Source organism: Mesorhizobium sp., from assembly GCF_017306585.1.
Taxonomy (GTDB): domain Bacteria; phylum Pseudomonadota; class Alphaproteobacteria; order Rhizobiales; family Rhizobiaceae; genus Mesorhizobium.
The window spans coordinates 24,312-45,496 of record NZ_JAFKIC010000127.1 but is presented as its reverse complement, the minus strand read 5'-3'; the positions used below and the strand labels follow the sequence as shown (position 1 = coordinate 45,496).

General features: G+C 61.7%; 23 protein-coding genes. 9 read left to right on the top strand and 14 right to left on the bottom strand.

Features of this window, described 5'->3' with window-relative positions; translation table 11 throughout:
• Positions 1 to 7: 7 nt before the first annotated feature.
• Complete coding sequence (kdsA, locus tag J0I79_RS11825; RefSeq protein WP_292858046.1) at positions 8 to 853, bottom strand: 3-deoxy-8-phosphooctulonate synthase; 846 nt, start codon at positions 851 to 853, stop codon at positions 8 to 10.
• A complete protein-coding gene (locus J0I79_RS11820) occupies positions 850 to 1,746 on the bottom strand; it encodes a VOC family protein (protein WP_292858043.1) in 897 nt (298 codons plus the stop codon). Before J0I79_RS11820 ends, kdsA begins: the two co-directional genes overlap by 4 nt.
• Between J0I79_RS11820 and J0I79_RS11815 the strand changes: the two genes are divergently transcribed.
• Both J0I79_RS11815 and J0I79_RS11810 read left to right on the top strand, forming a co-directional pair.
• Complete coding sequence (locus J0I79_RS11815) at positions 1,699 to 1,866, top strand: hypothetical protein (protein WP_292858075.1); 168 nt, start codon at positions 1,699 to 1,701, stop codon at positions 1,864 to 1,866. The two genes, J0I79_RS11820 and J0I79_RS11815, sit on opposite strands and share 48 nt — an antisense overlap.
• A 49-nt stretch (positions 1,867 to 1,915) precedes the next feature.
• On the top strand, positions 1,916 to 3,175 hold the full coding sequence (locus J0I79_RS11810; protein ID WP_292858040.1) for a glycosyltransferase family A protein: 1,260 nt from the start codon (positions 1,916 to 1,918) through the stop codon (positions 3,173 to 3,175).
• Here J0I79_RS11810 and J0I79_RS11805 read toward each other — a convergent pair.
• Positions 3,145 to 3,435 (bottom strand): Dabb family protein, encoded by a 291-nt coding sequence (locus J0I79_RS11805; protein ID WP_292858037.1) that lies wholly within the window; start codon positions 3,433 to 3,435, stop codon positions 3,145 to 3,147. The genes J0I79_RS11810 and J0I79_RS11805 overlap by 31 nt on opposite strands.
• A gap of 164 nt (positions 3,436 to 3,599) precedes the next feature.
• Positions 3,600 to 3,734: a hypothetical protein gene (locus J0I79_RS11800; protein ID WP_292858035.1), complete on the bottom strand. Its 135-nt coding sequence runs from the start codon at positions 3,732 to 3,734 to the stop codon at positions 3,600 to 3,602.
• 211 nt (positions 3,735 to 3,945) lie between these two features.
• Here J0I79_RS11800 and J0I79_RS11795 point away from each other — a divergent pair, with 211 nt between their 5' ends.
• The 4 genes from J0I79_RS11795 (at position 3,946) to J0I79_RS11780 (ending at position 7,888) form a co-directional block, all read left to right on the top strand.
• Entirely contained in the window at positions 3,946 to 5,289 is a 1,344-nt protein-coding gene (locus J0I79_RS11795) for an FAD-dependent oxidoreductase (RefSeq protein ID WP_292858032.1), read from the top strand.
• A gap of 14 nt (positions 5,290 to 5,303) precedes the next feature.
• Complete coding sequence (locus tag J0I79_RS11790) at positions 5,304 to 6,149, top strand: DUF1365 domain-containing protein (protein ID WP_292858029.1); 846 nt, start codon at positions 5,304 to 5,306, stop codon at positions 6,147 to 6,149.
• 59 nt (positions 6,150 to 6,208) lie between these two features.
• Positions 6,209 to 7,465: a cyclopropane-fatty-acyl-phospholipid synthase family protein gene (locus tag J0I79_RS11785; RefSeq protein ID WP_292858072.1), complete on the top strand. Its 1,257-nt coding sequence runs from the start codon at positions 6,209 to 6,211 to the stop codon at positions 7,463 to 7,465.
• A gap of 120 nt (positions 7,466 to 7,585) precedes the next feature.
• A complete protein-coding gene (locus J0I79_RS11780) occupies positions 7,586 to 7,888 on the top strand; it encodes a hypothetical protein (protein WP_292858026.1) in 303 nt (100 codons plus the stop codon).
• A 71-nt stretch (positions 7,889 to 7,959) separates the two neighbouring features.
• Here J0I79_RS11780 and J0I79_RS11775 read toward each other — a convergent pair whose 3' ends face one another.
• From J0I79_RS11775 to J0I79_RS11765, 3 genes are all read right to left on the bottom strand, one after another.
• Positions 7,960 to 8,619 (bottom strand): hypothetical protein, encoded by a 660-nt coding sequence (locus J0I79_RS11775; protein WP_292858023.1) that lies wholly within the window; start codon positions 8,617 to 8,619, stop codon positions 7,960 to 7,962.
• A 262-nt stretch (positions 8,620 to 8,881) separates the two neighbouring features.
• The gene (locus J0I79_RS11770; protein ID WP_292858020.1) at positions 8,882 to 10,861 is read right to left on the bottom strand and encodes a bifunctional 2',3'-cyclic-nucleotide 2'-phosphodiesterase/3'-nucleotidase; all 1,980 of its coding nucleotides are present in this window, start codon (positions 10,859 to 10,861) and stop codon (positions 8,882 to 8,884) included.
• A gap of 149 nt (positions 10,862 to 11,010) precedes the next feature.
• Entirely contained in the window at positions 11,011 to 12,276 is a 1,266-nt protein-coding gene (locus J0I79_RS11765; protein WP_292858017.1) for an NAD(P)/FAD-dependent oxidoreductase, read from the bottom strand.
• A gap of 163 nt (positions 12,277 to 12,439) precedes the next feature.
• Here J0I79_RS11765 and J0I79_RS11760 point away from each other — a divergent pair, with 163 nt between their 5' ends.
• Positions 12,440 to 13,093: a 5-formyltetrahydrofolate cyclo-ligase gene (locus J0I79_RS11760; RefSeq protein WP_292858014.1), complete on the top strand. Its 654-nt coding sequence runs from the start codon at positions 12,440 to 12,442 to the stop codon at positions 13,091 to 13,093.
• A 16-nt stretch (positions 13,094 to 13,109) separates the two neighbouring features.
• Here J0I79_RS11760 and J0I79_RS11755 read toward each other — a convergent pair whose 3' ends face one another.
• Positions 13,110 to 13,583: an Lrp/AsnC family transcriptional regulator gene (locus J0I79_RS11755; protein WP_013531467.1), complete on the bottom strand. Its 474-nt coding sequence runs from the start codon at positions 13,581 to 13,583 to the stop codon at positions 13,110 to 13,112.
• A gap of 157 nt (positions 13,584 to 13,740) precedes the next feature.
• Between J0I79_RS11755 and ald the strand changes: the two genes are divergently transcribed.
• Both ald and J0I79_RS11745 read left to right on the top strand, forming a co-directional pair.
• On the top strand, positions 13,741 to 14,856 hold the full coding sequence (gene ald, locus J0I79_RS11750; RefSeq protein WP_010909316.1) for an alanine dehydrogenase: 1,116 nt from the start codon (positions 13,741 to 13,743) through the stop codon (positions 14,854 to 14,856).
• A gap of 210 nt (positions 14,857 to 15,066) precedes the next feature.
• A complete protein-coding gene (locus tag J0I79_RS11745; RefSeq protein WP_292858010.1) occupies positions 15,067 to 16,374 on the top strand; it encodes an outer membrane beta-barrel protein in 1,308 nt (435 codons plus the stop codon).
• 237 nt (positions 16,375 to 16,611) lie between these two features.
• On the opposite strand, the gene J0I79_RS11740 is transcribed toward J0I79_RS11745, so the two are convergent.
• The 6 genes from J0I79_RS11740 to J0I79_RS11715 form a co-directional block, all read right to left on the bottom strand.
• Positions 16,612 to 17,079 (bottom strand): DUF1203 domain-containing protein, encoded by a 468-nt coding sequence (locus tag J0I79_RS11740; protein ID WP_292858007.1) that lies wholly within the window; start codon positions 17,077 to 17,079, stop codon positions 16,612 to 16,614.
• A 163-nt stretch (positions 17,080 to 17,242) separates the two neighbouring features.
• Positions 17,243 to 17,800: an OmpA family protein gene (locus tag J0I79_RS11735; RefSeq protein WP_292858005.1), complete on the bottom strand. Its 558-nt coding sequence runs from the start codon at positions 17,798 to 17,800 to the stop codon at positions 17,243 to 17,245.
• Between the two features lie 99 nt (positions 17,801 to 17,899).
• Positions 17,900 to 18,463, bottom strand: a complete 564-nt coding sequence (locus J0I79_RS11730) for a GNAT family N-acetyltransferase (RefSeq protein ID WP_292858002.1) — start codon at positions 18,461 to 18,463, stop codon at positions 17,900 to 17,902.
• Positions 18,464 to 18,468: 5 nt separating this feature from the next.
• Positions 18,469 to 19,335 (bottom strand): 3-mercaptopyruvate sulfurtransferase, encoded by an 867-nt coding sequence (gene sseA, locus J0I79_RS11725; protein WP_292857999.1) that lies wholly within the window; start codon positions 19,333 to 19,335, stop codon positions 18,469 to 18,471.
• Between the two features lie 41 nt (positions 19,336 to 19,376).
• Entirely contained in the window at positions 19,377 to 20,120 is a 744-nt protein-coding gene (locus J0I79_RS11720) for an alanyl-tRNA editing protein (protein WP_292857996.1), read from the bottom strand.
• Positions 20,120 to 21,154, bottom strand: coding sequence for a cysteine synthase A (locus J0I79_RS11715; protein WP_292857993.1), 1,035 nt, complete (start codon positions 21,152 to 21,154; stop codon positions 20,120 to 20,122). Before J0I79_RS11715 ends, J0I79_RS11720 begins: the two co-directional genes overlap by 1 nt.
• Between the last annotated feature and the right edge of the window lie 31 nt (positions 21,155 to 21,185).

The following is a 21,185-nucleotide window of genomic DNA, read 5'->3' as shown; positions in this document are numbered from 1 at the left end:
CCGCCGTTTAGCGGCCTTTTGCCACCCGGTCGAAAGCCATGAGCTTTTCCAACAGCGCCGGCATGTCCTTCAGCGGCACCATGTTGGGCCCGTCGGAAGAGGTCGAATTGTCCGGATCCTGATGGGTCTCGATGAAGACGCCCGCGACGCCGACGGCAACGGCCGCGCGGGCCAGCGTCTCAACGAAGCGGCGCTCGCCGCCCGAGGAGCCACCCTGCCCGCCGGGCTGCTGAACCGAATGCGTGGCGTCGAAGATCACCGGCGCGCCAATCTCGGCCATGACAGGCAAAGCGCGCATGTCAGATACCAGCGTGTTGTAGCCGAAGGACGCGCCGCGCTCGGTGGTCAGGACATTGGCGTTGCCCGACCCCGTGATCTTGGCGACCACGTTCTTCATGTCCCAGGGCGCAAGGAACTGCCCCTTCTTGACGTTGATCACCTTGCCCGTTTTCGCGGCGGCGACCAGCATGTCGGTCTGGCGCGACAGGAAGGCCGGGATCTGCAGCACATCGACATGCGGCGCGACGATGGCGCATTGCTCCTCGGTGTGGACATCGGTCAGCACGGGAAGCGAAAACTCCTTACGCAGTTCATCGAAAACCGGAAGAGCGGCGTCCATGCCGGCGCCGCGCGTCGCCGACAGCGAGGTACGGTTGGCCTTGTCGTAGCTGGTCTTGTAGACGAGGCCGATGCCAAGCTTGCCCGTCAATTCCCTGAGTGCACCGGCCATGTCGAAGGCATGTTGGCGCGATTCGAACTGGCAAGGGCCGGCAATCAGTGCCAGCGCCGCCTTGTTGTCGAAGACGACGTTGCCGACGGTTACGGACGAATTGGGCGCCAGGGGCTTGCTCATGGGATCTCCCGGAAAATTAACGCCGCGCCCTGCCCGGATGCCGGCGGCACGACAATGTCATTGCCCGCTATATCGTGCTCGATGGAACCCGCTGCAAGCAATCGCGACACGGCATCGAAACTGCGGACCGAAAACACCACGGCGGCGAAGCGAAGGTCTGTCGGCGCACCGGCCGGTATGCCAAAGCGCGAGGCGAAAGCTGCGGGGTCCAGTACACTCAGCCTCGCATTCGGCAAGTCGAACGCACCACCCTGCCCTTTCGAGGCTGGACCGCACGCCGCCACCGAAATCAATCGATCCTGCTCGGCAGGCGCTTTGCTGACTGCCACCACCTCGAGAATTCCCGTGGCGCCGTTGGGGTGAGCCTGCAAGGCCGAGCGATCGACATCAGGCGCGTTGATCCGCTGGCAGGCAAAGAGAAAGGCATCCGTGGCCATCTTGGCGGACGCGAAGGCGAGCTTGAACGACGCGACATCGCTTTTGCCTGTCACATCGGTGAAGGCGCGCGAAAAGCTCAGCATGTCTCCCGCCGACAGGCCGGCTTCGATATAGCGTGCATGGTCTTGATCGGCATCGGCTGTGCCCAGGACCACCGCTGAAAATCCATCTTCGCCGCGTTTCTCGCGATAGAGCAGGTCACGCGCGACGAACACATTGCCCTCGCCAACAGCCACTTTCGCTCGCTGTTCATCGCCGATCGCCAGCGGCTCGAGATAGGTCCCGTCGGCGAGAAAAACACAGCAATTCTCGGTTCCGAACGGATGGATGCCGGTCGGGGCGACGACGAAACCAAGCGAGTTGAGCCGAGCCCTCGCCACATCAAGGCTCCAGGTTGGAAGCACCAGATGATCGAGCGGCAGGAGACCGCGCGTATGAGTGTCGGCTGGGGTCATGCAGACGCGATGTGCATCATTCCGGCGGCCGGTTCAAGGCTTGATGTCAATCCTGCCGACCCTGCATGGCGACAATCAGAAATAGTCACGACTGTTCTCTTCTGCCGCCTGTGGATTTGAAGTAAGAATATCCACGCACGGGGGATGTTCCGAGTTCCACCTTGGACGATTGTCGCGGCGTCGCAAGTCGACGTCGAACAGCGGCTATCGTCCTGCTTGCATGGCTGGAACCACGGATGACGGGCAACTGCATGCTCAGGATATTGCGGATCACGCCGCATTTCTACCGGCACGGCAGGTGGCCTGTTGCCTTCGATCCGGTTGGCGGACTGCAAAATCAGTCATGGACGATCTCGAAAGGCATGGACAAGGTCGGCACTACCCAGACTATCCTGACCAGCTGCATCCCCGGCAGCCCAAGATCGATGCTGCTGTCTGGGACGAGCGAGCTTTGCCTGTGACAGTTCTGACAAAGACGCTTCCAGAGCAGGCAAACGTTCTCGACACGCCTCGGCTCGCCGTCGTCGTGCCGGCCAGAAACCGCCGGGAAAGCTTGCCGCGCACGCTGGCGTCCATATTTTGTGCGTCCCGGACAGACATCGAAGTGGTGGTGATAGATGACGGATCGGCGGACGGGACCGAAAGCTTTCTGGCCTCGTTCGACGATCCACGCCTGAAATGGCGCCGCCTGCCGATGCCGGCGGGCGCCAACATGGCCCGCAACGAGGGCGCGGCGTTGTCGCACGCGCCGCTGATCGCCTTCCTCGATTCCGACGACGCCTTCCGACCCGGGCGTATCGACAGGCTTATCACCTTCTTCGAAGAGAACCCCGAAATCGCCTGCACCATAGATGGATTCAGCGATATTTCCCCCAGCGGTGAGCGTGTCCATCGGCTGCCGCGGATCGCGCCCGATGGGGAAGCGTTGCGGCAGTTGCTGCTCTGCCACTGCATTCCTCTGACCAATTCGACCGTCACCGTCCGCCGCGCGGCTTTCGAGGCGGTCGGCGGCTACGATCCCGACCTTCGCCGCCATCAGGATAGGGAACTCCTGCTGCGCCTGGCGCTGCATCATCGGATAGCCTTCGGCACGGCCACCGATGTCCTGAAATACCGATCGGCGAACTCGATCTCACGCACCCATGCCGGCTACATCAAAGGGCTGGATGACTTCGTCAGCCGCTGCCCCGACTATCGGTCGGCTGGCTACGGGTCGATTCTCAGCTACCTGACGGTGCGCGGCGCGTTGAAAGCGGTGGCGCAGGGCCATTTCGGTGTTGCGCTCGACGAATTGAAGGCCTGGCGGCGGGCGGACAATCTGCCTGGCGGCCTGCATGTGTTGCCGGGCTATTTCATGGGCCGGCGCAAGAGACGCCTGCTGGCGCGGCAGTCCCTGGATCAGCTCCCGGCCACCACGTCGGCGGAATAGCGCAGTTCGCGCAATGGTTTGACCTTGCTCGTGGTCTGCGCATAGAGCGGATGTGCCTTGTAGGCGGCCAGCGCGGCGTCATCGGCGAACTCCGCGTAGACGACGACATCGATCTCGTCGCCCAGCGGGTCAACCTTGGTGTTGAACGTAACCTCGAAAAGACTGGAATGGGGAATGTCGCCGAGCGCTTGCAGCCCGGTGCGCACCGCCTCCACATCCTCCTTGCGCCGCGCGCTGAAGAAAACGATATGCCGGATCAATTCCGCCTCCTCGATCTGAATGCCGCGGTCTTTTGTGACGGCGCTCCCCTGGCGTCAACCGTTCATGACGCCACGCGTCCTTGCGACGCGCCTGAGGCAGTACGCAACGCCGTCTCGCGACCATGGATCCCGAAGGAATCGCCCGCCGCTTTTTTTGGAGCTAGCTAGGCCTTGCCGGTGACATAGCGCACGACATGGGAGAGTTCCCTGACCGAAATGTCGAGATACCGGCCCTGATTGTAGAGGCCGTCCCAGATCAGGAAGAATGCGATGGCGGCGATGATGATTACGTAACGCATGGCTAAAGCTATCGCACATGCGACGTGGCGGCCATAGGCGTTTTATCGCCAGCCGACGCCCCCTCAAAGTCCGACAATTGCTTCCAGGGCAGCCGGCATGCCGAAAAGCCCGGCGGTGAAACTCGGCGTCGCCTGCCCCGTACCTTTCATTGACCATGCCTTGGCGTTCCAGAGCGCCTCTCAAGCAAACAAGTCGATGCAAGGGGACCAGATGAACATCGTGCCTATCAACCGCGGCGCAGACGGCAGCAGGAAGAAAATAGCCGTCATCGGATCGGGGATTTCGGGCGCCGCCGCAGCCTGGGCGCTTCATCCCTCGGCCGACGTCACCCTGTTCGAGGCATCGGCGCGCGCCGGCGGCCATACCGCCACGGTGGATGTCGACTATGATGGCGCGCCGATCTCCGTCGACACCGGCTTCATCGTCTATAACGAACTCGCCTATCCGAACCTTTCGGCTCTGTTCGCGCATCTTGGCGTCGGCACGCACGAGAGCGATATGGGATTTTCACTGTCCCTCGACGGCGGCAGGCTCGAATGGTGCGGCTCGACGCTGCGAACGATATTCGCCCAGAAACGCAATTTTTTCTCACCCGGCTTCCTTTGGATGCTGCGTGAAATCCTGCGCTTCAACAGGGAATGCGTGGTCGACCGCGACAGCGGTTCGCTGGCGCACACGACCATCGGCCGCTATCTGGAGAAGAAGAAATACTCAGCCGCCTTTCGCGACAACTATCTGATGCCGATGGCGGCCGCGATCTGGTCGACGCCAAGGGCAAGCATGCTCGACTACCCCGCCGCGAGCTTCGTCTCTTTCTTCGAGAACCATAGGCTCATCCACGCCGAGCGCCCGACATGGCGCACGGTCAGCGGCGGCTCCCGCAATTACCTGAACAAGCTCCTGGCGCCGCTCCGTGGACGCGTCAGACTCGGATCGCCGGTCAGGACCCTCGTGCGCGACGCTTTTGGCGTGACGGTGTGGGCAGGCGAGCAGCCGCCGGACCGCTTCGACAATGTGATCATCGCGGCACATAGCGACCAGGCGCTTGCCATGCTGGGTGACGCCACCAGCGTCGAAGAGACAATTCTCTGCGCCATACCGTACCGGCCGAACCGGGTCGTCCTGCATCGCGATATCAGGCTGATGCCGAAGCGCCGGGCCGCATGGGCGGCCTGGAACTATCTGCGCTGCTCCTGTGATCGCGACGAGCCGGAAGTCTCAGTCACCTACTGGATGAACCGGCTGCAAGGCATCGACGAAAGCCGGCCGCTGTTCGTTTCGCTCAATCCGGTGATCGAGCCGCGCGAGGATCTCGTATTCGGTGAATGGACATTCGACCATCCCCAATACGATGCCCCTGCTCTGTCGGCCCAGGCACGCCTCGATGACATCCAGGGTACGCGCGGCGTGTACTTTGCCGGGGCCTGGACCGGGCACGGCTTTCACGAAGACGGGCTGCGCTCGGGATTGGCGGCGGCAGTTGCCCTCGGTGCTAAAGTGCCATGGCGTGACAGCTTCGACGACATGCCTGAGCGCGCCCTGGCGGCGGAATAGGCGCGGACACAACCATGCCGAAACAGCGCATCTCAACCATGTTGGAAAACGGAGCCCCACCGCAGGCAGCCGCCGCGCTTTACCCAGGTGAGGTCATGCACGCGCGGCTGAAGCCATTCGGCCACCGTTTCGTCTATTCCGTCTTTTCGCTGCTGGTCGACATAGACAGGCTTGCCGAGCTGGACCGCATGACATGGCTGCTGAAGGTGAATCGGGCAGGCCTGGCCTCTTTCCATGAAAGCGACCATGTCGAGCGCGACGGCGAAACGCTGCGCTGCTTTGCCGATCGTCTGCTTGCCGGCGCCGGACTGTCGGAGCCTGCCGCGCGCATCCTGCTGCTCGCCTACCCCCGTATCCTTGGCTACGTCTTCAATCCGATCTCGGTCTATTTCTGCTACGGCAAGGCCGGAACATTGATCGCCCTGATCTACGCGGTCCGCAACACGTTTGGCCAACGTCACACCTATGTCGCGCCGTTGGAAGCAGGCGATCTCACTCCTGCCGGCGTGCGCCAGACAAGAACCAAGATCTTTCCCGTCTCGCCATTTATCGACATGGGGACTCGCTATCATTTCCATATCCTGCCGCCTGGAAAAGTGGTGCGCCTGCGCATTCACGAGACAGAAAATGGCGAACCCCTGCTGTCCGCGACCTTTGCCGGCAAAAACCAGCCGCTTGGCACAGCCCGGCTCGCGGCTTGTCTCTTGAAGTTTCCCTTCATGACGTGGAAGATTGTCGCCGGCATTCACTGGGAAGCGCTGAAGCTCTGGTTAAAGGGCGCGCGCTTCCGTTCGAGCCCGCCCGCCGCGGAGCCGGTAAGCTACCGGGATCAGGCGTCGGCGTTCGAAGCAGGCGAATGATCCAAGACAACCGCGACCCGGCAATTGTCGCCGTCGCCGTGGAAATCCAGGGGCATGATATGGTTTACGAGGAACATTCGGGCATGACGCCGGGCGACGCGGTCAAGCTTGATGAGTTCAACTTCGCCGAAATCGTCAAGGGACTGCCAGCCAAGGCGCGCATGGTGCTCTCGGCAGCAATGAACCTGCCCCGCGGTTCGCTGAAGGTCAGGATGCCGGATGGGCGCGCTGTCCTCGTCGGCGGCAAGGCGCCTGGGCCCGACGCGGAACTGGTGCTGAAGAACTGGCGCCTGCCTGGCCGCGCCTTTTCCGGCGGCACGATCGGCGTGGCCGAATCCTACATGGACGGCGATTGGGAAAGTCCTGACGTAACCAGTTTCCTAGAGCTGTTCGTGGTCAATTCCGCGCTCGGCGAGAAGGTTGCCGGCGGTGCAAGCTGGTTGATCAACGCTGTCCAGCGCATCCGCCACTGGTTCAACGAAAACACGCGTTCCGGGTCGAAACGCAACATCTCGGCTCACTATGATCTCGGCAATGCCTTCTACAAGGAATGGCTCGATCCCAGCATGACCTATTCCTCGGCGCTTTACGCAAACGGCGCCAACGATCTGGAAAGCGCCCAGGCCGCCAAATATCGCGCGCTGGCCAGGGACACCGGCATCAGCGGCAAGGACCATGTGCTGGAGATCGGCTGCGGCTGGGGTGGCTTCGCGGAATTCGCTGCACGCGAAATCGGCTGCCGCGTAACCGGACTGACGATCAGCCGCGAACAGCACGATTTTGCCAAGGCCCGCATTGCCAAGGCCGGGCTCGCCGACAAGGTTGACATCAAGCTACAGGATTATCGCGACGAAACCGGCACTTACGACCGCATTGCCTCGATCGAGATGTTCGAGGCTGTCGGCGAGAAATATTGGCCGGTGTTCTTCTCCAAGATGAAGTCATGCCTGAAGCCCGGCGGCACGGCGGGCCTGCAGATCATCACCATCAACGAAGCGGCCTACGACACCTACCGCGCCCGGCCGGATTTCATCCAGCGCTATGTCTTTCCCGGCGGCATGCTGCCGACGCCGTCGATCCTGAAAACGCTCGGCAAGGATCATGGCCTTGCACATCTGCGCGAGCGCGTTTTCCCCGAGGATTACGCCCGCACACTCGCCGAATGGCGCCAGCGATTCTGGGGATCGTGGGAGAAGATCGTGCCGCTCGGCTTCGACGATCGGTTCAAGAAGCTGTGGGAGTTCTACCTGCACTACTGCGAGGCCGGATTCCGGGCCAGCTACATCGACGTCCGCCAGGTGGTTTATAAGGCCTGAGCGGATCGCGATTTCCTGATACGGCGTGATGAAACCGCGATCGCATGGTCGGCGTTCTGCCGCATCCGACGCCCCGCGCCCAGAACCAACGCCGAGCGCCTCTGACTATAGGAGGCTTCCATGAAGCGAACCGTTGCCGCCATTGCCATTCTGCTCGCCGCCATATCGGCTGCCGATGCCCGACGCATAGCCCCACCGACTGTCATGAACGATCCGCTGGGCCACAGCATCAGCCCAACCTTGGCGCCAGGCGCCAGCGATCTTCTCAACTCCGTGCCGACATCGACGATCCACGAGGTCCATGCGCCAGCCGGCATGGCGCCCCTGACCGTACCCAGCGATCCGACAGGCGCATCCCTGGAGCCGACGCAACCGGTCAGCCCGCCGGCTCCGGCGACAGCCTTGACGCCGACGACCAACTGAAGCCGCCATCGCTTGTCGAACAGGCCCGCGTCGCTGTCGCGATGCGGGCCTGTTCAGGTTGACGCCGAAATTCACCAGGGCCAGATACAGCGTTCGCAAGGCTCACAGGCATATTGCAGGCATTCGGGGATGCATCGTCCATCGCCCGTGTACCAGCAATTGCCCCATTGAATGCACTCGCAGCACTCCGATTCCCAGCAACCCCAGGCATTCAACCCGCCATTGCCAAGACCGCCAAAGCCGCCAAGTCCACCCGCCATGCGTGCGACGGTCTGGGGGCGCCCGCCCATCGAGCCAGGTGGCGAACCGCGGCCTGGCGCCGAGGCTGCCGCGCGACTGAAGGAACTGCCGGAGCCCATATGAGGCATTGGCTGTGGCTGCATCGGAGGCCCGCCGGCTGGCCAGCCTTGCGGGGGTCTCCCACCACCTTGCGGCACCGCGGCCAACAGGGCGGCAAACACCCTTGCCTCGGCATCCTTGGGCTCTTTCAGCGTCAGCTTGAAGATCGGATGCCAATGATCCTTGCAAGGGGCCTTGCCGAGCTGCTCGGCCTTTTCGATAAGCCCAATCGGTATGTCGACCCAGTTTTCGCAACCCGAGCGGGTGAAGGCGATGTGCCCCGCCTTCTTCGATGCCTTGACCATGCCGGTCATTTCCGTGCCGGACAGGCCAAAATCGTCATTCTTCAAAGCTTCTTCGAGAGCTGCTCCCGTAAAGATCTTGTCGGTCATGAAAGGACTCCTTTGATCCCCAAAGGGTCCCACCCATAGGACTTCCGACGTCAAACATCGGGCCGGCCCGCCCGTCACGGGCACGGCTGTGCATTACCGGCGATACACCGCCGGTCAGATTCAAAAAGGGTCTTCAGATGCCAATGCCCTGGCACCTCAAAAAGGGGCGCCAGGAAACGCCATCATGCTATCGCACGACGGCAGGGTCATCTCCCGCACGGGGGAAGCGGCCGAAGCGATCTCTCGCCTGGCCATGATCGCATCAAAGAAGAATGCGATATTTGGCGAAACCGGCCTCGCCGTCGCCCGCCGGCTCGATCTTCAGCGACTTCACCTCGGCAATGAAGTCCTTGGCCCTCGGACTTGTTTCGAAGACCACGCTGGTTCCCGGCAACGGCGCGAACGACCAGTTGTCGTCCGCCGATGGATTGATGGTGCCCTGGCTGACGATGTAGCGAACGATGACATCGCGATTGGTGTCCGGAGCCTCGTAAATGATCTTCGAGGCATTGATGTCCGGAAAATTACCGCCGCCGCCGGCACGGTAATTATTCGTCGCGACAACGAATTTCTGATTGGGATCGATCGGTTTTCCATCGAACATCAAATCGATGATGCGACTGGCGCCGGCGTTCGCCACGCCGCCCTTGGCGTCGTATTTCGGCGGCTGCGACAGGTCTATCCTGTAGGTGACACCGTCGATGACGTCGAAATTGTAAGACGGGAAATCGGTGTTGATAAGCGCCTGATCGGCCTTCCCCGCCTCGATCCTGTTGAAGATACCGGCCGACATTTCCAGCCATTCTTTGACCTGCGCACCGGTGATTTCGACGGCGCGCACGGTGTTCGGATAGAGATAGAGGTCGGCGACGTTCTTGATGGCGATGTCGCCGGCCGGCACGTCGGTATAATAGTCCGCGCCGTTGCGTCCGCCGGCCTTGAAGGGGGCCGCCGCCGAAAGCAGCGGCACATCCTTCCATTGCGTGCTCTTGAGAATATCCTTGAGGTACCAGGTCTGTGCCTGGCTGACGACCTGGACCGAAGGATCGTCGGCGACCAGCGCGAAATAGGAATAGAGCGGCGCCGAGGTCTTGCCAACGGGACGGCGCACATAGGCGAGCGTTGCCTGATGGTCCTGCTCCAGTGCCGCCACGATGCGCTTGTCATCCTGTACGGTCGGCTTGTTCTTGTTGTCGACCCGCTCGAAGATCGGCCGCGCCTCCGAGGTTGCGGAAACGACCTTCCATTTCGATCCGTCGCGCTCCAGCATCAGATCGATCAGGCCCATATGCGAGCCCCAGAAACCGCCCATCACGGCGGGCTTGCCCTGAAGGGTGCCTTTCTGCGTATCGACACCTTCGAGTGACTGGAAATCCTTCTTGCCGGGGAACACCAGATGCTGATGCCCGGTGAAGACTGCATCGATGCCCTCGACGCCGGCGACGAAGAACGAGGCGTTCTCCATCATGTCGCCCTGCTTGACGTCGATGCCCGAATGCGAAAGCGCGATGATGATGTCGGCGCCCTCTTCCTTCATTTGCGGCACCCAGGCCTTGGCCGCCTCGACAATGTCGCGCGTCTTGACGTTGCCTTCGAGGTTCTTGAGGTCCCAGACCATGATCTGCGGTGGCACGAAGCCGATGATGCCGACCCTGATCGGCTGCTCGGCGCCGGAACCATCCCTGATTTTCTTGTCCAGGATGACATAGGGCTTGAGATAGAGCTTGTCGTCGCGCGGGCTGGCGGCAAGCTCGGTGCCGCGGATCAGGTTGGCGCAGACGAAGGGGAAATTGGCGCCCGCAAGCACCTTGTCCAGGAATGACAGGCCGTAATTGAACTCATGATTGCCGAGCGTCGAGCACTCGTAGCCAAGCAGGTTCATGCCTTTCATGATCGGATGCAGGTCGCCGTCCTTCAGGCCCTTCTCATAGGCGATATAGTCGCCCATCGGGTTGCCCTGCAGAAGGTCGCCATTGTCGATCAGCATCGAATTGACGGCTTCCTTGCGCACCGCATCGATCAGCGACGCCGTGCGCGACAGGCCCATCGTGTCGTTGGCTTTGTCGGCATAGTAATCATAAGGCAGCACGTTCACATGGATGTCGGTGGTTTCCATGATGCGCAGATGCGCCTGGTTGGCCTGCGCGCGGGCGGAAAAAGGATGCAACATGATCAGTGCCCCGGTGGCGGCGACGCCGGCGAGGAGACCGCGGCGAGAGACGGGATGGAGCAGTTGCGACATGATTTCTCTTTCTTCGACGACGTGACAAGCCCAGCCCCGAAGCAAACTTCGCGCTGAAACGGATCCAAGTCCATTCAAGAAGTCGCGCTTCGGGTGATCAGTCGATCAGCAACAGATGACGCGCGCATGAATATCGGCGTGGCGAAAACTCAGCTTTTGTCGTCGTCGCCCTGCGTGATCAGACGCGCGCTGCGCTGACCGGTGGCATAAATCCATAGCCAGCTCAACGAAACCGCAAGCCGGTTACGAAAACCGATCAGGAAGTAGATGTGGGCGATGCCCCACAGCCACCAGGCCGGCCATCCGGTCAGCTTGAGCCAACCGAAGTCGATTGCCGCCGCCCGCTTGCCGATGGTGGCCAGATCGCCGGCATGCTTGTAGCGGAACGGACGCGGGGCCTTGTTCCCGCCCAGCCTGGCCTTGATGGTGGCGGCGACATGCCGGCCTTCCTGCTTGGCCGAAGGGGCGACGCCAGGCACCGGCCCTCCGTCGGGCCGCATGACAAGGGCGGCATCGCCGATGACGAAAATATCGGGGCTGCCCGGCACGCTGAGGTCAGGCTCGACCAGCACCCTCCCCGCCCGGTCCGCTTTGGCTTCCAGCCATTCGGCTGCGGGTGAAGCGGCAACGCCCGCCGCCCACAATATGGTCCTTGCCGGCAGAACGGTGTCGCCAAAGGCGACGCCATTTGCGTCACAGCGCGTGACCGCGCGTCCAAGCTCGACCGTCACGCCGAGCCTCTCCAGCGCCTTGCGAGCGTAGTTGGAGAGCTTTGGCGCGAAATTGGCGAGGATACGGTCTCCGGCCTCGATCAGCACCACGCGCGTCTGGCGCGTATCGATGTTGCGGAATTCGCCGCGCAGCGTGTCATGCGCGAGCTCCGCGATGGTGCCGGCGAGCTCGACGCCGGTCGGACCTCCACCGACGATCGCGATCGTCAGCAGCGCCTGGCGTCGGGCGGGATCGGTTTCGCGCTCCGCCTGCTCGAAGGCCAGGAGGATGTTACGCCGGATCGTGGTGGCATCCTCCAGTGTCTTCAGTCCCGGTGCGAAAGGCTCCCATTCGTCATGGCCGAAATAGGCGTGGCGCGCGCCGGTGGCGAGCACCAGCGTGTCGTAGCCGACGGCGCTGCCGTCGTCGAACAGCACCCGCTTGCCGGCGCGGTCGACGCCGCTGACATTGGCGAGCAGCGTCGTCACGTCCTTGCGCTTGCGCAGGAGATGGCGGATCGGCCAGGCGACCTCCGAAGTCGCCAGCGCCGTTGTCGCCACCTGGTAAAGCAGCGGCTGGAACAGATGGTGGTTGCGCCTGTCGATCATGGTGATGCGCACGGAGGCACCGGCGAGAGCGTGCGTGAGTTCAAGGCCGCCGAAACCCGCCCCGACGACCACGACATGATGGCTGGCTTCGTTCATCTCATGCACTCCGACGGGCAAAATTGCCTGCCTTGATGTAAGTGTTTTTGTGCAGTGCAACAACAGCAGGGCGATGCCCGAGACTCGTCGTCGGATGTCGTCAATACACCTGTTATATCGTGTCGCGAGGTATAGCGTCATCGAACACGCGACGAGGTACAGCATGGCTGACGATCATGACGACCCGGGTCCGGCGCAATATGCCTCGCCTCCCTGCTTCATGCATGAACTCGATCCTGCATTTCAACCATCGATGACGGATTGGTCTGATGTCCGGCGTTGGCGCAAGGCGGAGCGCGAGCGCCTGATCGCGGCGCGGCTTGCCGTTTCGGCCGATACGCGGGCGGCGATGTCGCAACGCATCGCCGAGGGCCTGGACAGAATCATCGGCGGGATCGACGGCCGCATGGTCAGCCTGTACTGGCCGTTCCGCGGCGAACCCGATCTGCGCCCGTGGATGGCCTCGATCAACGAACGCGGCGGCCGCACCGCGCTGCCGATCGTGATCGAGAAGGGACAGCCGCTGATCTTCCGCGCCTACAGACCCGGCGACCGTCTGGAAAAGGGCGTCTGGAACATACCGATCCCGGCCGAGGGCGATCCGGTGCTTCCCGACATCGTCATCTCGCCGATCGTCGGCATCGACCCGCAAAACTATCGGCTGGGCTATGGCGGCGGCTTCTTCGACCGCACGCTGGCCGCGATGCCGTTCAAGCCTCTGGTCATCGGCGTCGGCTACGAATTGCAGCGCATCGCCACCATCTATCCGCAACCCCATGACATCCCGATGGACCGGATCGTCACCGAAGCCGGCTAGAACCCACAGAGACGCGTCAGGCCATTTCCGGCTTCATGCCCATGGCCGTGCGATCAACGATCTCACGCAAGGCAAAGGACGAGTTGATCTTGGTCACATGAGGCATGGCCGACAGCCATTCCTTGTGGATTCGCTCATAGTCGACGAGGTCCTTGGCCGCGATGCGCAGGATATAGTCATATTCTCCCGACATCAGGTGGCAGGACAGCACGTTGGGACAGCGCTTGATCGCCGCCTCGAAATCCGAGAGCGTTTTCTCGAACTGGCCCGACAGCGATATATGCACGATCGCCGTCATCTGATGGCCGAGTGCCGCATTGGAAAGCCGGGCGTGATAGCCGCGAATGGTTCCGGATTTCTCGAGATTGTCGAGCCGGCGCGAACAGGCCGACTGGGACAGGCCAACCTTCTCGGCAAGCGCGGCGTTGGGTATCCGGCCATCCTTCTGCAGGGCCTCGAGAATGGCGATATCAATCCTGTCGAGCGGCATTTTTCGTGAATCCTGCGAATATCTGGCTATTTTACGCAACAATAATCGAAAGCTGACTGCTCAGGCAAGCGCATTCGCAAACACCTGCGCGCCGATTCATGGTTCACTCCGAAAATACAGGGAGTGAGCCCAAAAGGGCCCGGATCAGGAGAAGAAGATGCGTGTCGGTTGCCCCAAGGAAATCAAGAATCACGAATATCGGGTCGGCCTTACGCCCGGCTCGGTCCGCGAATATGTCGCTCATGGCCACGAAGTGCTGGTCGAAGCAGGCGCAGGCGCCGGCATCGGCGCCGATGACAACGCTTACCGCGCCGCCGGCGCCACCATTGCCAAGACCGCCGCCGACGTGTTCGCCAAGTCGGACATGATCGTCAAGGTCAAGGAGCCGCAGCCCAATGAATGGGTCCAGCTGCGTGACGGCCAGATTCTCTACACCTATCTGCACCTGGCTCCGGATCCGGAGCAGACCAAGGGCCTGCTCGCTTCCGGCGTGACGGCTATCGCCTATGAAACCGTGACCGACGACCGTGGCGGCCTGCCGCTGCTCGCGCCGATGTCGGAAGTCGCCGGCCGCCTGTCGATCCAGGCCGGCGCCACGGCGCTTCAGAAGGCCAATGGCGGACGCGGCGTGTTGCTCGGCGGCGTGCCCGGCGTGCTGCCCGGCAAGGTCACCGTGCTCGGCGGCGGCGTCGTCGGCCTGCATGCAGCCCGCATGGCGGCCGGGCTCGGCGCCGACGTCACCATCATCGACCGCTCCATCCCACGCCTGCGCCAGCTTGACGATCTCTTCGCCGGCCGCGTCCATACCCGCTATTCAACCGTCGAGGCGCTGGAAGAAGAGTGCTTCTCGGCCGACATCGTCGTCGGCGCCGTGCTGATCCCGGGCGCCGCCGCGCCGAAGCTGGTCACCCGCGAAATGCTGTCCGGCATGAAGAAGGGCTCTGTGCTGGTCGACGTCGCCATCGATCAGGGCGGCTGCTTTGAGACTTCACATGCCACGACGCATGCCGAGCCGACTTACGAGGTCGATGGCGTGATCCACTATTGCGTCGCCAACATGCCGGGCGCGGTGCCGGTCACCTCGGCCCATGCGCTCAACAACGCGACGCTTCACTATGGCCTGCAACTGGCCGACAAGGGCCTGAAGGCTCTGGTCGACGACCATCACCTGCGCAACGGCCTCAACGTCCACAAGGGCAAGATCACCAACCGGGCGGTCGCCGAAGCACTTGGATACGAACTGGTCGAGCCCAAGGCAGTGCTTGCAGCCTGATACACCCAGAAAAAGTCAAGGTCCCGTTGCCGCCCGCCGGTTCGCCCCGGCGGGCTTTTTACTGGCCGATCAAGGCTGGTAAGCCGGATTACTAGGCAGGTCCGCGTCAGTGTGGACGGAGGTTTGCCCAAAACTGTTGCATATTTGTCATTTCTAATTTTACCAAGCCTGCTAGAACCAAGATGGGTTTATTGATTAGGGGTTTGGGCTATGCTTCTTCGCGTTTCCGCGAAATCTTTTCTCTTGGGCGCCGTTTCGGCCGTGGCTCTGATGTCGGCTGCGCATGCCGCTGACATGGTTCAGCCGGTCGAAGCGAGCGGTTTCAACTGGAGCGGCCTGTACGTCGGCTTCGGTGTCGGCGCCGGCGCCAATGTTCATAAACTTGGCAGCGACTTCGTCCCGATCTCGTTGAACGGCATCGGTGGAGAAGGCGTCTATGGCGAATTGACGGTTGGCTACGACTACATGGTCTCGCCCCGCTTCTTGCTCGGTGGGTTGCTGGACGCACATGTCGGCAACATTGAAACCAAGCTGGATGCTGCTGGCTTCAATGCCTCTATCCAGGAGACATACGGGTTCGACGCCGGTCTGCGTCTCGGCTATCTCCTCACACCGAACACGCTGGGCTATGTGCTGGGTGGCTATTCCTGGCAGAAGTACAAGCTTGATACCAATGCGGGCTTCGGCTTCGACTGGGATCAGAGCGGTTATTTCGTCGGCGCGGGTCTCGAAACCGCTATCAACAACAACTGGACGATCAAGACGGAGTACCGTTACACCCGTTTCGGCACCAAGGGCGATCTCCTGAACGAGGCCGGGCTTGTCGGCGCGCCTGATGGCCTGCTGAACCTCGATACGTCGCGGCACACATTCCAGATCGCAGCCGCCTACCGCTTTGGCGCTCAGAACGGTGCTCCTGCTTCGTTTGCAGCCCCCGCTTACAACTGGACCGGCTTCTATGCGGGTGGCGCTTTGGGCGCAGGCGCATCTGTCCATCAGATCGAAATCCCTCCGCTTGGCGGCGCCAAGTTTAACGGCCTGGGTGGAGAAGGCGTACTCGGCGAGCTGAGCGTTGGTTACGATCACGACTTCGGTAACTGGGTTGCAGGCTTGATGGTCGACGCTCGTTATTCCGGCATGACCACCGAGCTCAATATCCCGGGTGGATCGATCAATCTGGATACGGACTACGGCTTTGACGTGCTTGGCCGCGTCGGCATGAAGATGAACGAATCGACGCTTGCCTATGTTCTGGGCGGCTACAGCTGGCAGCATTTCGACTTGAATGCATCGCAGCCTGTACCCTTCCTGCCTGCCAAGTGGGGCTCCAGCGGCTTCTCCGTCGGCGGCGGTCTGGAAACTGCCGTTTCCAGCAATGTTACTCTCGGCATCGAATATCGCTATTCGCAGTTCGCGAAGAAGGATTTTTCGGATGAGTTTCCGATCCCGAGCGATCTCGTGACCGACACCTCCTCGTTCCACACCGTGCGCATCGGCGCCAAGTACAAGTTCAACTAAGCCCTCCAGGCAAAACTACCAAAGCCCGTCGGCACTGCCGGCGGGCTTTTTCGTTGCTCGATAAAGGACGTAGTGAAATCCGGGCAACAAAAAAGCGGAGCCAAAGCCCCGCTTCCTCGGTGTCGAGATGTGCCGCCGGTCCATCCGCGGTCGACAAATCAATCGACAGTCATGTTCTAGCGCATCTATGCGACGGGAATACGACAGCGCATTTGTAAGCCGGCAAGGTTTCCGAGATCAGGCCCGCTCGATCCGGCACTGATAGCAATTGTTGCGTGCCGAACGCACATGGACATAGGCAATGTCGTCGCGCTCGAAAAGCGTCGCTGCCCACGCACGAATCGACCCGGTTGTGATGACGCCACCTGTGCCATAGACGATGCGATCGTCACGGCCATAGCCGCGCACGATGTAATCGGAACTTCCGAGAATCTCGGGAAGTTCCTCCGTATCAGGCGCACGCTCGCACTCCTGCGCATGCAGGAAAATTGGCCCGGTCTCGGCATAGGGCTGAAGCGCCGGGAACGGCCGATATGCAAGAACGAGATAGGCGTCGCCAGATGCGATGTTCTTCAAGCAGTGCCGGCAAGGCATGCCGTCGCCGTCGGAAATCTTTCGCTCCGGCGTGTGGCCGTAAGCATCCGGGCCGCCAAACTGCAGAGCCCGCACATCTTGGGTTGGAAGAGCCTTGAACTGGATGGCCATGGTGAAATCTCCGGTGTCGTCGACCAGAAATTATGCGTCCACGCCCGAGGCTCCCACCCGATTCCTGCCAAATGTTCCGGACCGATTGGCTTGCCGATCAGTCCGGAACAGCGCGCGAGACGGCTTCGAATCAATAACTACGCCGACTAACAAATAAGCAGAATCAGCGAATGAAGTCGTCAAAACGGCGAAGCGTCACCCGCCGATTCTGCCAGTTTTCATTCTGCGTCGGCACCAGCAGGAACTCCTCGCCGTAGCCGACGGTTTCGAGCGCATAGCCGGGGACGCCGAATTCCCGCACCAGCGTACGCTTCAACGAAGCCGCGCGCTGCTCCGACAGGACCTGATTCGATTGGAAGGATCCGACAGCGTCGGTATGCCCCTCGATCAGGACGCGTGCGCCGCGATCGCGGCGCAGGATGCGGTGAAGCGCGTCGGCGATGTTCTCGATCTTGTCGTACTGCGAACTCGAAATGGCGGCTGAGCCGAAAGCAAAGTTGATCGACTGGATATCGATCGACCGGGCCATGCGGCGCAGATCCGGGCGGCGCTTGAATTCGCGGATCGTGACGCGTTCGTTCGGCCGCAACTTCATCTGGGGCGCTGCTTCGAGCTTACGCTCGATGGTGGCGGCTGAAGGCATTGTGGCCTGTGCCGCTGCGAGGCTTGGCATGGCGATGGCTGCGATCAGCGCGGCGGCAAGTGTACGTCGGGTCAGCATGTCTTTTCTCCTTCGGCCTGCGCCGCATTGGTAATGCGGGCACCATGGAGAAGTCAGGCTGAAGCGCCGATGAACAGCCGGTTCAGGTTTGGGCTGAACTCACGGCCGCATGACGCTGGCCGAGCGCTCGGCGAAGGGCAATGGGCGCACGACTTCCTTTTTCTGCGCGACCGGCCTGAACCCTAGCTTCTGGTAGAGCGGCAGAGCGGCCGGGTGGTCGAGCGTGCAGGTTTGCACCGTGACCCGTTTCGGCCCATGCGACCATGCCGCGGCGATCGCCGAGCCCAGGAACCAGCGGCCTATGCCCTGCCCTGTCGCATGATCCATCATACCGAAATAGGCGAGTTCGACTTCTTCCGGCAGATGAGGCTTGAGGTCAAAGAAGCCTGCCGGCGAACCATCGAGATAGAGCACCCTGATGTCGCGATCCTCCCGGTGAATCCCGGCCGAGAGTTCGTCGTCATTCAGCCGCAGAACATTCACCCAGTGCCATTTGCGCCCTACCCGGTCCATCAGGTAGCGGTAGAAATGCAGCGGAATGTCCCTGGTTTTCAGCAGTGCCACCTGTCGGTTGTAGGGCACCGCCGGCGAGACAGCCGGCGGAGCATGCATTTCGAGGAAAGTCACAGTGACTTCAATGTCCTCCAAAGCACCGTTTTCCATCGCGTTCATTCCTTGGCGGCGGTCGCGGGGCCGGTCACGACAGGCGTATCCGTAAGCCCGCCCCATTCGGTCCATGAGCCGTCATAAAGCCGGTTGTCGGTGTGGCCGAGCGTCTCCAGTGCCAGAGTGATCACGGCGGCGGTAACACCCGAGCCACAGGATGTGACGACGGGCTTCGACAGGTCGATGCCGGCTTCCTCGATCACTTTGCGCAGGCGGCTCTTCGGCAAAAGCACGCCGTTTTCCGACAATGCGGAGTAAGGCACATTGCGCGCGCCCGGCATATGGCCTGAGCGGACACCAGCACGAGGCTCGGGCTCGGCGCCGGTAAAGCGGCCCACTCCCCGGGCATCGGCAATCTGACTTGACTTGGTCTCGACGATCTTGCGCATTTCGGCAAGGCTGGCCACTCGATTGGTATCGAAATCGGCATGGAACACGCTCGGCGCGATCTTCGTCGGCTCGGCGGTCACCGGCCGCCCTGCCGATTTCCAGCCATCGAAGCCGCCATCCAGAATATAGGTCTGAAACACGCCCATGACGCGAAACATCCACCAGGCCCTTGGTGCGGAGAAGAAACCCGGGCCGTCATAGACAATGATCGTGTCGTCGGCCGAGACCCCCATCGCGCCGACATATCTGGCGAAGTGCTCCGGTGACGCCAGCGTATGCGGCAAGGCGGCATCGGGATCGGACACCGCGTCCTGATCCAGGAAGCGGGCTCCCGGGATGTGGGCCGCATCGTATTCGGCGCGCGCATCCCGCTTTTGCGCCGGCAGGTACCAGGACGCGTCCACGATCGTCAGGCCCGGCTCGCCCAGGCGCGCCTGCAGCCAGTCCGCATCGACGGTGAAAGGACTGTCTTCGGCCATTCCGGTTTCCTCTATTTCTGAATAGTCCAAAGTCGTGTGTGTCAGGCTGCGGGCATCGGGCCGAAGCGGATGCGGAAACGCCTGTTCTCACGGCCCTTCTTTTCGATCTTGCCGATATGGATTTCACCGATTTCGCCGGTGCTCTTCACATGCGTGCCGCCACAGGGCTGGCTGTCCACCGTACCATTGTCGCCGATGCAAACCAGGCGGATCTTGCCGGTGCCGACCGGTGGCCGCACGTTCTTGGACTTCACAAGGCCTGGATTGGCGGCAAGGTCGTCGTCGCTGATGAGCCTGGTGAAGATCGGATGATCGGCGCGCACCAGATCCATCAGGCGCGCCGTCACCTCTTCCTTGGTGAAGCCGGCGTCCGGAATGTCGAAATCGACGCGGCTGTCGTCCTCGGAAACCGCCGCGCCCGTGATCGGGAAGGGGCAAACGACGGTGAGCAGATGGCAAGCCGCGTGCATGCGCATCAACAGGTACCGGCGCTCCCAGTCGATCGAGAGCTTCAGGCGCTCGCCAACCTCTGGCTTAGCCTGGTCCGGACCTGGCACGTGGATGATCTCGTCCTTGGTCTCGCCCGTGATGGTGGCCGCGATAGCAATGCGGCTACCGTCCATGCGCTCGAGATGACCGGTATCGCCCGGTTGGCCGCCCGACGTAGCGTAGAAGATCGTCCGGTCGAGGATAATGCCGCCACGATCGTTGATGGCAACGACCGCGGCTTCCGCCGTGCGCAGATAGGCGTCGTCGCGAAACAGCGCTTCCGTCTTGTGCGCCATCACGCGACCTTTTCGAACGGCACGGAAATCTTGCTCTGCAACTCCATCCAGCCCGGCACCGGCAAGTTCTTGTCGCGCAGGAATTCCGGGTTGAACAATTTCGACTGGTAGCGGGTGCCATAGTCGCAAAGGATGGTCACGATGGTATGGCCCGGCCCCAATTCCCTGGCCAGCCGAATCGCGCCGGCAATGTTTATGCCGGTCGAGCCGCCAACGCAGAGGCCCTCTTCCTGGATCAGGTCGAAGACGATCGGCAAAGCGTCCTCGTCCTTGATCTGGAACGAGAAGTCGGGCGTGAACCCTTCCAGATTGGCCGTGATACGCCCCTGCCCGATGCCTTCGGTGATCGAGCTGCCCTCGGATTTCAATTCGCCGCTGGTGTAGAAACTGTAGAGCGCCGCACCCAGCGGATCGGCCAGCGCGATCTTGACATCCTTGCTCCTGGCCTTCAGCCCCATGGCGACGCCGGCAAGCGTGCCGCCGGACCCGACAGCCGAAACGAAACCGTCCACCTTGCCGCCGGTCTGGGCCCAGATTTCCTCCGCCGTGGTACGGATATGACCGTCGCGGTTGGCGACATTGTCAAACTGGTTGGCCCAGATGGCGCCGTTGGGCTCGGTCCTGGCCATCTGCTCGGCCAGCCGTCCCGAAAGTTTCACGTAATTGTTGGGGTTCTTGTAGGGCACCGCCGGCACTTCGATCAGCTCCGCGCCGAGCAGCCGGATCGTATCCTTCTTTTCCTGGCTCTGTGTGTCCGGAATGACGATGACTGTCCTGTAGCCCAGCGCCTTGGCGACCAGGGTCAGGCCGATGCCGGTGTTACCCGCTGTGCCTTCCACGATAACGCCGCCGGGCTTCAACAGGCCGCGCTGCTCGGCATCGCGGATGATGAACAGGCCGGCTCGATCCTTGACCGACTGCCCGGGATTCATGAATTCGGCCTTGCCCAGGATCTCGCAGCCGGTTTCTTCGGAAGCTTTGTTGAGGCGGATCAGAGGCGTGTTGCCGATCGCGTCGATCACAGAACGGGGCATTCAGGTTTCCTTGTGTGCGTGCGCCGAAACC